Annotated in this window: 11 protein-coding genes and 2 tRNA genes; 6 read left to right on the forward strand and 7 right to left on the reverse strand. The window is 70.4% G+C overall.

Going from position 1 to position 10,944, the window contains the following annotated elements; all coding sequences use genetic code 11:
* From E1265_RS26480 to E1265_RS26495, 5 genes are all read left to right on the forward strand, one after another.
* The coding region (locus E1265_RS26480; RefSeq protein WP_132933524.1) for a DUF881 domain-containing protein at window positions 1–420 on the forward strand (420 nt) is incomplete at its 5' end.
* A 74-nt stretch (window positions 421–494) separates the two neighbouring features.
* On the forward strand, window positions 495–653 hold the full coding sequence (locus E1265_RS37300; RefSeq protein WP_165953883.1) for a hypothetical protein: 159 nt from the start codon (window positions 495–497) through the stop codon (window positions 651–653).
* Window positions 650–1,288, forward strand: a complete 639-nt coding sequence (locus E1265_RS26485) for an aminodeoxychorismate/anthranilate synthase component II (protein ID WP_132933525.1) — start codon at window positions 650–652, stop codon at window positions 1,286–1,288. Before E1265_RS37300 ends, E1265_RS26485 begins: the two co-directional genes overlap by 4 nt.
* Window positions 1,285–2,304: a class E sortase gene (locus tag E1265_RS26490; RefSeq protein ID WP_347877251.1), complete on the forward strand. Its 1,020-nt coding sequence runs from the start codon at window positions 1,285–1,287 to the stop codon at window positions 2,302–2,304. Before E1265_RS26485 ends, E1265_RS26490 begins: the two co-directional genes overlap by 4 nt.
* Before the next feature lie 379 nt (window positions 2,305–2,683).
* Window positions 2,684–3,457: a class E sortase gene (locus E1265_RS26495; RefSeq protein ID WP_207931214.1), complete on the forward strand. Its 774-nt coding sequence runs from the start codon at window positions 2,684–2,686 to the stop codon at window positions 3,455–3,457.
* A gap of 29 nt (window positions 3,458–3,486) precedes the next feature.
* On the opposite strand, the gene E1265_RS26500 is transcribed toward E1265_RS26495, so the two are convergent.
* Window positions 3,487–3,559, reverse strand: a tRNA-Ala gene (locus tag E1265_RS26500).
* 156 nt (window positions 3,560–3,715) lie between these two features.
* On the opposite strand from E1265_RS26500, the gene E1265_RS26505 reads away from it, so the two are divergent.
* Entirely contained in the window at window positions 3,716–4,276 is a 561-nt protein-coding gene (locus E1265_RS26505) for a DNA-binding protein (protein WP_132933526.1), read from the forward strand.
* A gap of 167 nt (window positions 4,277–4,443) precedes the next feature.
* On the opposite strand, the gene E1265_RS26510 is transcribed toward E1265_RS26505, so the two are convergent.
* From E1265_RS26510 to E1265_RS26535, 6 genes are all read right to left on the reverse strand, one after another.
* On the reverse strand, window positions 4,444–4,581 hold the full coding sequence (locus E1265_RS26510; protein WP_243741121.1) for a DLW-39 family protein: 138 nt from the start codon (window positions 4,579–4,581) through the stop codon (window positions 4,444–4,446).
* Window positions 4,582–4,739: 158 nt separating this feature from the next.
* A tRNA-Ile gene (locus E1265_RS26515) sits at window positions 4,740–4,813 on the reverse strand.
* A gap of 73 nt (window positions 4,814–4,886) precedes the next feature.
* Window positions 4,887–5,468 carry a DUF3566 domain-containing protein gene (locus tag E1265_RS26520; protein WP_132933528.1) on the reverse strand — a complete coding sequence of 194 codons (582 nt, stop codon included), beginning with the start codon at window positions 5,466–5,468 and terminating at the stop codon, window positions 4,887–4,889.
* A gap of 101 nt (window positions 5,469–5,569) precedes the next feature.
* Window positions 5,570–8,185 (reverse strand): DNA gyrase subunit A, encoded by a 2,616-nt coding sequence (gene gyrA, locus E1265_RS26525; protein WP_132933529.1) that lies wholly within the window; start codon window positions 8,183–8,185, stop codon window positions 5,570–5,572.
* Window positions 8,186–8,244: 59 nt separating this feature from the next.
* Entirely contained in the window at window positions 8,245–10,302 is a 2,058-nt protein-coding gene (gyrB, locus tag E1265_RS26530; protein WP_132933530.1) for a DNA topoisomerase (ATP-hydrolyzing) subunit B, read from the reverse strand.
* A gap of 269 nt (window positions 10,303–10,571) precedes the next feature.
* Window positions 10,572–10,944: DciA family protein (locus tag E1265_RS26535; protein WP_132933531.1), on the reverse strand; the 373-nt coding region annotated here is incomplete at its 5' end.

A 10,944-nucleotide genomic window follows, 5' to 3' on the forward strand; every position in this document is an offset into this window, starting at 1 on the left:
CTGGTCCCCGGCGTCCCCGACCCCTCGCCCAACGACCTGGTCATCCACCAGCAGGACCTCCAGGCCGTGGTCAACGCGCTGTGGGCCGGCGGCGCCGAGGGCATCCAGGTCATGGACCAGCGGCTGGTCTCGACCAGCGCCGTCCGCTGCGTCGGCAACACCCTGATCCTCCAGGGCCGCCTCTACTCCCCGCCGTACACCGTCACCGCCGTCGGCGACCCCGAGGCGCTGCACGCCGCCCTCGACGCCGCCCCCGCCATCGAGGACTACCTGCAGTACGTGCGGGCGTACGGCCTGGGCTGGCGCGTCGACGACCACTCCGCCGTCACCCTGCCCGGCTTCGACGGCGGCGTGGCGCTGCGCTACGCCGAGCCCGTGCCCGCCGACGCCGCCGACGCGGCCTCCGCGGCCGAAGACTGACGACCCCCTCCGAGGCGTCAGCGACCCGTCGTACTCTTGGGGCAGCAGGCGGGCGACGAAGGGGAAGCGAAGCGATGTACGGGTGGATCTGGCGGCACCTGCCGGGCAACACCGCGGTGCGCGCGCTGATCTCGCTGGCGCTGGTGATAGGCGTGATCTACCTGCTGTTCGAGCACGTCTTCCCGTGGGCCGAGCCGATCATGCCGTTCAACAACGGGGGGGCCGTCGAATGAGCGCCAGGGTGCTGGTCGTCGACAACTACGACAGCTTCGTCTACAACCTCGTGCAGTACCTGTACCAGCTCGGCGCCGAGTGCGAGGTGGCACGGAACGACGCGGTCACCACCGCGGACGTCGCGGGGGGCGACTTCGCCGGGGTGCTGCTGTCGCCGGGCCCCGGCACCCCGGAGGACGCCGGCGTCTGTGTGGAGATGGTCCGCCACTGCGCGGCCACCCGCACCCCCGTCTTCGGCGTCTGCCTCGGCATGCAGGCCATGGCCGTGGCCTACGGCGGCGTCGTCGGCCGGGCCCCCGAGCTGCTGCACGGCAAGACCTCCCCGGTGCGGCACGAGGGCGCCGGCGTCTTCGCCGGTCTTCCGTCGCCGCTGACCGTCACCCGCTACCACTCGCTGGCCGTCGAGGAGCCCACCGTGCCGGCCGGGTTCGAGGTCACCGCGACCACCGAGAGCGGCGTCGTCATGGGCCTGCGCCACCGCGAGGTCCCGGTCGAGGGCGTCCAGTTCCACCCCGAGTCGGTGCTCACCGAGGGCGGCCACCGGATGCTCGCCAACTGGCTCACGGTCTGCGGCGACAGCGCCGCCGTCCAGCGGTCGCACGGCCTCGCGCCCGTCGTGGGATCGGCCGCGTGACCCACCCGGGCTGGGGCCCGGAGCATCCGGAGGACCCGGAGACGATGGGCCTGCGCCGGCCCTCCGACCTGACCCCGCCGACGCCAGGCGGCCGCGCGGCCCGGCGCAAAGCCGCGGCTGCGGCCGCGGCCTCTCCCTCGGCCTCGGACGCGCACGGCGGGCGCGCCGCCCGCCGGAAGGCCGCGCGGGCCGGCTCCTCCCGGCGCAGGGCCGGCGGCCAGGCGCCGCCGCCGTCTCCTCCCCGCGCCGCCGACGCCGACGCAGAGGTGGCGGGCGGCCGGGCGGCCCGCCGGAAGGCGGCCAAGGCCGCGGCCAAGGCGGCCAAGCAGACCGGCACCGCCATCAGCAACGTGATCGGCGAGCTCTTCATCACCACCGGCGCCCTGCTGCTGCTTTTCGTCGCCTACCAGCTGTGGTGGACGAACGTGGAGGCCCGCGCGCACGCCAACACGCAGCGCGAGGAGCTGCAACGCCAGTGGGAGGACGGCGGGAACGAGGACGTCGACCCCCGCGAACCGGGCGCCTTCTCACCGGGCGACGGCTTCGCGATCCTCTACCTGCCGACGCTGGACGTGGTGGTGCCGATCGCCGAGGGCGTGGCCGAGGACACCGTCCTCAACAACGGCATGGTCGGCCACTACACGGCGGAGGACGGCCTCCCCACGGCGATGCCGTGGGACGAGGAGGGCAACGTGGGCCTCGCCGGCCACCGCAACACCCACGGCGAGCCCTTCCGCTACATCAACCGCCTGGAGCCGGGCGACCCGATCGTCATCGAGACCCAGGACGCGTACTTCACCTACGAGATGGCCAGCCGCCTCGACTCCACGTCCCCCTCCAACACGGCCGTGCTCGACCCCGTCCCGGAACAGGGCGGCTTCACCGAACCCGGCCGCTACATCACGCTGACCACCTGCACCCCGGAGTTCACCTCCACCTACCGCATGATCGTCTGGGGAGAGATGACGGAAGAACGCCCCCGCTCGGACGGAAAACCCGATGCCCTCGTCAACTGACCCTGAGGCCACGCCACCCGAGGCAGGCGACGACACCACCCCGGCGGCCGTACCAGGCCAGCGCGACACGGATCCTGGGCCACACACCGCCAGGACCGAGAGCGACACCGCCCCGTCCCCAGCGGAGGCTGCCGCCAACGAGGCCGCCACCCAAGCAACCCCTGAGGACCCCGCCCCAACCACCACAGCCAACGCCGACGCGCAGCCCACCGCCGACGCGGCGGACGCCGCCGACAGCGGCGATGCCACCAGCAGCACGGCGGACACCCTGGCGGAGCGGGCCACCGGCACGGCGGAGGCTGCCGCCAGCGAGACCGCCGCCCAAGCGCCCCCTGAGGACCCCACCTCTACCACCACAGCCAACGCCGGCACAGGCCCGGTGGAGCCGGCCGCCGGCGCGGCGGACGCCGACGCCGACGGCCAGGCCCGCGCCGGCGAGGCGCGCCCGCGCCGGAGGCGCGTCGCGGTGCTCGTCGGCGTCGTCGGGGAGCTGCTCATCACCGCCGGCCTCGTGTTGGCGTTGTTCGTCGCGTACTCGCTCTGGTGGACCAACGTCGTCGCCAACCAGGAGGCCAGCCGGGACAGCGACGCCGTCCGGGACCAGTGGGCCGCCGCCGAGGACGAGAGCGGCGGCGACGACGACCAGCCGCCCGTATTCGACCCGGAGGACGGCATCGGCTTCCTTCACGTCCCCGCCATGACCGACGACGTGATCCTCGTCAAGGAAGGCATCGGCCTCGACGTCCTCAACGGCGGCGTGGCCGGCTACTACGACACCCCCGTCGAGTCCGCCATGCCCTGGGACGAGGAGGGCAACTTCTCCCTCGCCGCCCACCGCGACGGCCACGGTGCCAAGTTCCACGGGATCGACCAGATCGAGGAGGGCGACCCGATCGTCTTCGAGAGCAGCGACACCTGGTACATCTACCGGGCGTTCGCGATCCTCCCCGAGACGTCCAGGTACAACACCGCCGTGCTCAACGCCATCCCCGAGGAGTCGGGGGCCACCGAAGCGGGCCGCTACATCACCCTCACCACCTGCACGCCGGTCTACACCTCGCGGTACCGCTACGTGGTCTGGGGCGAGCTGGAGCGCACCGAGCGCGTCGACGCCGACCGCACCCCGCCGGAAGAGCTGCGGGCCGCCGACTGACGTCGACGGCCCGCGCGGCCCAACTCCCGTGGAGCCTAGGAGAGTCGAACTCCTGACATCCGCCATGCAAAGACGGCGCTCTACCAACTGAGCTAAGGCCCCTTGGCCGATCCCGACAACACGGCAGGTGGCCGGAAGCTAGATTACCCAATCTTCCCGCCGGATACCGACCGGGTATCGCCCGGATGTGCATCCCTCCGTAGGATGACGCGCAACTTCGCTCAGGTGAAGCGATCAGGGGAGAACAGGGGAGACACGATGGACGCGACTCAACAAGAGTCCACGGAAAGGGCCAGAGAACAGCAGACGACATGGTACGGGGAGCCACTGGGGGCGCTCTTCCGTCGGCTGATCACCGATCTCGGACTCAACCAGGCCCGGCTCGCCGTGGTCCTCGGACTCTCGGCGCCCATGCTGTCCCAGCTGATGAGCGGGCAGCGCGCCAAGATCGGCAATCCGGCCGTCGTCCAACGGGTGCGCTCGCTGCAGGACCTGGCCGCCGAGGTGCGCGCCGGCCGCGTCAGCGCCGCCGAGGCCACCTCCGCGATGGAGGAGATCCGCAGGACCGCGGGCGGCAACGTGCTGAGCCCGAGCTCCACCGCGACCCGCTCCGGCTCCATCGGCGTCCCGGCCAACCCCACGAAGCGCGTGGTCCGCGAGATCCAGGCGCTGCTGCGCTCCGTCTCGGACGCGACCGAGATCCAGAGCGCCTCGCGGCTGCTCGCCGACACCCACCCGGAACTGGCCGAATTCCTGCGGGTCTACGGCGTCGCCCGCACCCGCGAGGCCGTCGAGCACTACGAGAGCCACCAGGGCTGAGCGCCGGGGCGTGCGGCGGCTGGGGCACTCCACACCGCTCTGATCACGCTTGGTCACACTGGGTGTTCACGATCGCGACGAAACGCCTCCGGGCCCCTGCCGCTGGAATCGGCGTGGGGCCCGGAGGCGTTCGTCGTGCGACGAGTGAAGCTGACGTATTAGAGGGGTCAGGCACCCGTGGAGCCGGTCGGCACGGAGTCGGTGGCCTCCGTCCACAGGTCCTGCTCGGCCTTGTCCGCCTGGATCTGGCGGTAGACAAGAAGGCCGCCGATGGCGGCCAGTGCGACCAGGAGGAGCTTCTTCACCGCGCTACCTCGTCCTTCTTCAAACGTGATCGGACCATCTGGCGCCCGATGATACCCAATCGTGTCCTCGGCCGTGCCGGCCGGCGGGTATCCCGGAGACTTGGAAACCGGAAACCAAACGGCCCCGGTCAGTCATGACCGGGGCCGTTTGTCGCCGGTGGGGCTAACAGGACTTGAACCTGTGGCCTCATCCTTATCAGGGATGCGCTCTAACCATCTGAGCTATAGCCCCCTGCGCAGGAACTCCCTGTGCAGAAGAGAGGCTAGCGCATGTGAGCCCCCTGCCCAAAATCGATTGGCCCGGCCTATTCGTCCTCCGCCAGCGTGACTTCCACGCCGCCCACGAAACCCGCGGACAGGTTGTAGAGGAAGGCGCCGAGCGTGGCCAGGGCGGTGGCCAGCACCACGTCGATCAGGGCGATGATCCCGGTGAACAGCATCACCCTGGTCAGCGAGAGATACGCCACCAGGTCGAAGCCGCTCTCGCCCTCGGCCGCCGTGGCCTCGGTGATCGTCTCGCCGATGGTGGAGAAGACGCCCATCGAGTCCATCACCATCCACAGCATGGCCACGGCGATCACCGTGCAGATGCCCAGGGCGATGGAGAGCAGGAAGCTGACCTTCATCACCGACCAGGGGTCGGCCTTGGCGACCCGCAGCCGGGCCTTGCGGATCCGCGGCACCGTGCGGGCGCCGGTGCGCGGCACCCGCACGCCCTGCGTGCCCTGGGCGCCGCCCTGAGGGGGCTGTGCCGGCGGCTGCTGGCCCGCCGTTTGCGCGGCCCCTGGCGGCGCTGGGTACGCCTGCGGGGGGCGGTACTGCTGGGAGTCCTGCGCGGGGTAGCCCTGGCCCTGCGCGTAGGAGTCCGCGGGTCGTGCGCTTGTCATCGTGAGCCCCCCACGGGTCACCTGCTGGGAATCATCCCGGGAACGGTCGTCCCCGGACTTGGCGCCGGTCGAGCCACCGCCGGGGGAACCTGCGGCCTGACTCACGCCTGCTCCTCATTGTCCGCGGCAGCCGCCTGCTCCGCGACTCCGCTTCCGTCACCTTCCGCCTCAACGTCGCCGTCCGCGTCGACCTCCTCGGCCTCGCGCCCGGCCTCGGCGTTGCGGGCGATGCCGACGACGGCGTCCCGCTTGCCAAGGTTGATCAGCTGGACGCCCATGGTGTCACGACCGGTCTCCCGCACCTCGTTCACCCGGGTACGGATCACGCCACCGCCGAGGGTGATGGCGAGGATCTCGTCCGTGTCCTCCACCACGAGGGCGCCGACCAGCGAGCCGCGGTCCTCCACGATCTTGGCCGCCTTGATGCCGAGGCCGCCACGACCCTGCACCCGGTACTCGTCGACCGGGGTGCGCTTGGCGTAGCCGCCGTCGGTCGCGGTGAAGACGAACGTGCCGGCCCGCACCACGTTCATGGACAGCAGTTCGTCGCCCTCGCGGAAGCTCATGCCCTTCACGCCCGAGGTGGCCCGGCCCATCGGCCGCAGCGACTCATCGGTGGCGGTGAAGCGGATGGACTGCGCCTTCTTGCTGATCAGCAGCAGGTCGTCGTCGGCCGAGACCAGCTCGGCACCGATCAGCTCGTCGTCGCGGCCGTCCTCCATCTCGCGCAGGTTGATCGCGATGACGCCGCCGGAGCGGGGCGAGTCGTAGTCCTTGAGCGGGGTCTTCTTCACCAGTCCCGACTTGGTGGCGAGCACCAGGTAGGGCGCGGCCTCGTAGTCCCGGATGGCCAGGATCTCCGCGATCCGTTCGTCCGGCTGGAAGGCCAGCAGGTTGGCCACGTGCTGGCCGCGCGCCTCCCGGCCCGCGTCCGGCAGCTCGTACGCCTTGGCCCGGTAGACCCGGCCCTTGTTGGTGAAGAACAGCAGCCAGTGGTGGGTGGTGGAGACGAAGAAGTGGTCGACGATGTCGTCTTCCCGCAGCTTGGTCCCCCGCACGCCCTTGCCGCCGCGCTTCTGCGCCCGGTAGTCGTCGGTCCTGGTGCGCTTGACGTAGCCGCCACGGGTGATCGTGACGACGATGTCCTCCTCGGCGATCAGGTCCTCGATGGACATGTCGCCCTCGAAGGGGATCAGCGCGGTGCGCCGATCCTCGCCGAACTTGTCGACGATCGCGGCCAGCTCCTCGGAGATGATGGTGCGCTGCCGCTCGGGGGAGGCCAGGATCGCGTTGTACTCGGTGATCTTCGCCTGCAGCTCGTCGTGCTCGGCGATGATCTTCTGCCGCTCCAGGGCCGCGAGCCGTCGCAGCTGCATCTCCAGGATCGCGTTGGCCTGGATCTCGTCGATGGACAGCAGGCCCATCAGGCCCTCGCGCGCCACCTCGACCGTGTCGCTGCGCCTGATCAGCGCGATGACCTCGTCGATCGCGTCCAGCGCGGCGAGCAGGCCGCGCAGGATGTGGGCGCGCTCCTCGGCCTTGCGCAGCCGGTACCTGGTGCGGCGGACGATGACGTCGATCTGGTGCGACACCCAGTTGCGGATGAACGCGTCGAGCGAGAGGGTGCGCGGCACGCCGTCGACCAGGGCCAGCATGTTGGCGCCGAAGTTGGTCTGCAGGTCGGTGTGCTTGTAGAGGTTGTTGAGGACGACCTTGGCGACGGCGTCCCGCTTGAGGACGATCACCAGGCGCTGGCCGGTGCGCGACGAGGTCTCGTCGCGGACGTCCGCGACGCCGCTGACCCGGCCGTCCTTCACCAGCTCGGCGATCTTCTGCGCGAGGTTGTCCGGATTGACCTGGTAAGGCAGCTCGGTGACCACCAGGCACTGCCGGCCCTGGATCTCCTCGACCTCGACGACCGCGCGCATCGTGATCGAGCCGCGGCCCGTGCGGTAGGCCTCCTCGATGCCGCGGCGGCCCACGATGAGCGCGCCGGTCGGGAAGTCGGGGCCCTTGATCCGCTCGATCAGCGCGTCGAGCAGCTCCTCGGGGCTCGCCTCCGGGTGCTCCAGGTACCACTGGGCGCCGGCCGCCACCTCGCGCAGGTTGTGCGGCGGGATGTTGGTGGCCATGCCGACCGCGATGCCGGCCGAGCCGTTGATCAGCAGGTTGGGGAACCGGGACGGCAGGACCGTCGGCTCCTGGTTGCGGCCGTCGTAGTTGTCCTGGAAGTCGACGGTCTCCTCGTCGATGTCCCTGAGCATCTCCATGGCCAGCGGCGCCATCCGGCACTCGGTGTACCGCATGGCGGCCGCCGGGTCGTTGCCCGGGGAGCCGAAGTTGCCGTTGGAGTCCACCAGCGGCATGCGCATGGCCCACGGCTGCGCGAGCCGCACCAGCGCGTCGTAGATCGAGGTGTCGCCGTGCGGGTGGTAGGTGCCCATGACGTCGCCGACGACTCGGGCGCACTTGTAGTAGCCGCGCTCCGGCCGGTAGCCGCCGTCATACATCGCGTAGAGCACGCGGCGGTGCACCGGCTTGAGGCCGTCGCGCACGTCGGGCAGCGCGCGGGAGACGATCACGCTCATCGCGTAGTCGAGATACGAGCGCTGCATCTCGGTCTCGAGCGTGACCGGCTCGATGCGCAGGGTGGCGGCCTCGTCGGGCTCCAATGGGGCGGGCGAGGTCGGCGGGGTGGAAGCCGTGTCGTCGGACATCGGTGTGGTCCGGTTCCTTTCGGGCTGCTGCGGTGGGGGAGGTGCGGGACCGGGGACCGTCAGATGTCCAGGAACCTGACGTCCTTGGCGTTGCGCTGGATGAACGAGCGCCTGGCCTCGACGTCCTCGCCCATGAGGATCGAGAACAGGTCGTCGGCGGCGGCCGCGTCGTCCAACGTCACCTGGCGCAGCACGCGGTGCGCCTGGTCCATGGTGGTCACCCGCAGCTCCTCGGCGTTCATCTCGCCCAGGCCCTTGAAGCGCTGGATGGAGTCCTCGCGGATCCGCTTGCCGCGCTCGCGGCCGAGCTGGATCAGGCTGTCGCGCTCGCGGTCGGAGTAGGCGTACTCGAACTCGTCCCGGCCCCACTTGATCTTGTAGAGCGGGGGCTGGGAGAGGAAGACGTGGCCGGCCTCGACGAGCGGGCGCATGAAGCGGAACAGCAGCGTCAGCAGCAGGGTGTTGATGTGCTGGCCGTCGACGTCGGCGTCGGCCATGAGGATGATCTTGTGATACCGGAGCTTCGAGATGTCGAAGTCCTCGTGGATGCCCGTCCCGAAGGCCGAGATCAACGCCTGGACCTCGGCGTTCTGCAGGACGCGGTCGATCCTGGCCTTCTCGACGTTGAGGATCTTGCCGCGGATCGGCAGGATCGCCTGGTACTGCGGGTCGCGGCCGGCCTTGGCGCTGCCGCCGGCCGAGTCGCCCTCGACGATGAAGATCTCGCACTTGGCCGCGTCGTTGGACTGGCAGTCGCTGAGCTTGCCGGGCAGCGAGGCCGTCTCGAGCAGGCCCTTGCGGCGGGTGAGGTCGCGGGCCTTGCGGGCGGCGACGCGGGCGGTGGCCGCCTGGATGCCCTTGCGGATGATGTCCGCCGCCTCGTTGGGGTTCCGGTCGAGCCAGTCGGCGAAGTGCTCGTAGACGATCTTCTGGACGTAGGTCTTGGCCTCGGTGTTGCCCAGCTTCGTCTTGGTCTGGCCCTCGAACTGCGGCTCGCCGAGCTTGACGGAGATGATCGCGGTCAGGCCCTCGCGGATGTCCTCGCCGGCGAGGTTCTCGTCCTTCTCGCGGAGCAGCTTCTTCTCCCGGGCGTACTTGTTGACCAGCTGGGTCAACGCGGCCCTGAAGCCCTCCTCGTGGGTGCCGCCCTCGTGGGTGTGGATGGTGTTGGCGAAGCTGTAGACGCCCTCGCTGTACTGGGCGTTCCACTGCATCGCGATCTCCACCGAGATCTTCCGCTCGGTGTCCTCGGCGCTGATCTCGATCACCGAGGGGTGCACCGGCTCGCCCTTGCGGGAGTTGAGGTGGCGCACGAAGTCGGCGATGCCGCCCTCGTAGTGGTAGGTGACGGCGCGCGGCTTGCCCTCGTCCTCCGCGGCCGTGGAGTCGGCGCCCGCGGTCTGCACGGCGGCCGCCCGCTCGTCGGTCAGCGTGATGGTCAGGCCCTTGTTGAGAAAGGCCATCTCCTGGAAGCGCCGGGAGAGCGTCTCGAAGGAGTAGTCCGTGGTCTCGAAGATGTCGCCGTCCGCCCAGAACGTGACGGTGGTGCCGGTCTCCTCGGTCGCCTCGTTGCGGTTGAGCGGCGCGGTCGGCACGCCCATCTCGTACTCCTGCGTCCAGCGGTAGCCGTCGCGGCGCACCTCGACCGCGACGCGCGTGGAGAGCGCGTTGACCACCGAGACGCCCACGCCGTGCAGGCCGCCGGAGACCGCGTAGCCGCCGCCGCCGAACTTGCCGCCCGCGTGCAGCACGGTGAGCACGACCTCGACGGCCGGCTTGCCCTCGGAGGGCACCATGTCGACCGGGATGCCACGGCCGTTGTCCACCACGCGGACCCCGCCGTCGGCCAGCAGCGTCACGTCGATGGTGTCCGCGTGACCGGCCAGGGCCTCGTCCACCGAGTTGTCCACCACCTCGTAGACCAGGTGGTGGAGGCCACGCTCGCCGGTCGACCCGATGTACATGCCGGGCCGCATGCGAACCGCGTCGAGGCCCTCGAGCACCGTGATCGCGCTGGCGTCGTAGGACGGAGCCCCCTCCGCGGGCGCGGCAGGGGCGGGAGTGTTCTTGTTGGCATCGCCGGAATCGGCCACGAAGCGCCCTTTCTGGCACAGCACGAGCCAACTCCGACATAAGGAGCGGCTGTGTCGTTCGACATGGTCCGCAACGGGGCGGGTGCCTTCCAGTCTACCGGCACGGCCGACCCTCATGGCGGTTTGCTGGCCCCTGAGTCCGCATGTGCCGCCCTGAACTGGCATCCGGTGACCCCGGATATACGGACCGGGTCCCTGATCCGCTCACGAGGCCCCTCAGCGGCTCCGGCTGTCAACCTCCGCGAACGTGACCGGCATCACTTTCGCACCGCCAGACGACGCCCTCGCCAGGGCTATCCATACGTGTCACCAGGCCCTCTGCTCCCCGGCGCGCGCAGCCGCCCCTGGCCACGCGAAGGCCCGGAAGGACCAAGCACCTTGATCAACGTCACCGAGCCCTGCCCCAGGTCCGCGTTGAGCCGTCGCAACAACTCCGGCGCGAGCAGCCGCAGCTGCGTCGCCCACGCCGTCGCGTCGCAGCGCACCGTCAGCACCCGGGACTCCTCGTCATAGCCCTCGGGCACGCAGTGCTTCGCCACCTCGGGCCCCACCAACTCAGGCCAGCGACCCACCACACCGCCCACCGCGAGCGGCATCTCCCAGCCGCGCTCCTCCGTCAGCCGGCGCAGCGCCGCACCCAGCGGCAACGGATCGCGCCCCCCGGCC

This window comes from Streptomyces sp. 8K308, assembly GCF_004348315.1.
GTDB lineage: Bacteria > Actinomycetota > Actinomycetes > Streptomycetales > Streptomycetaceae > Streptomyces.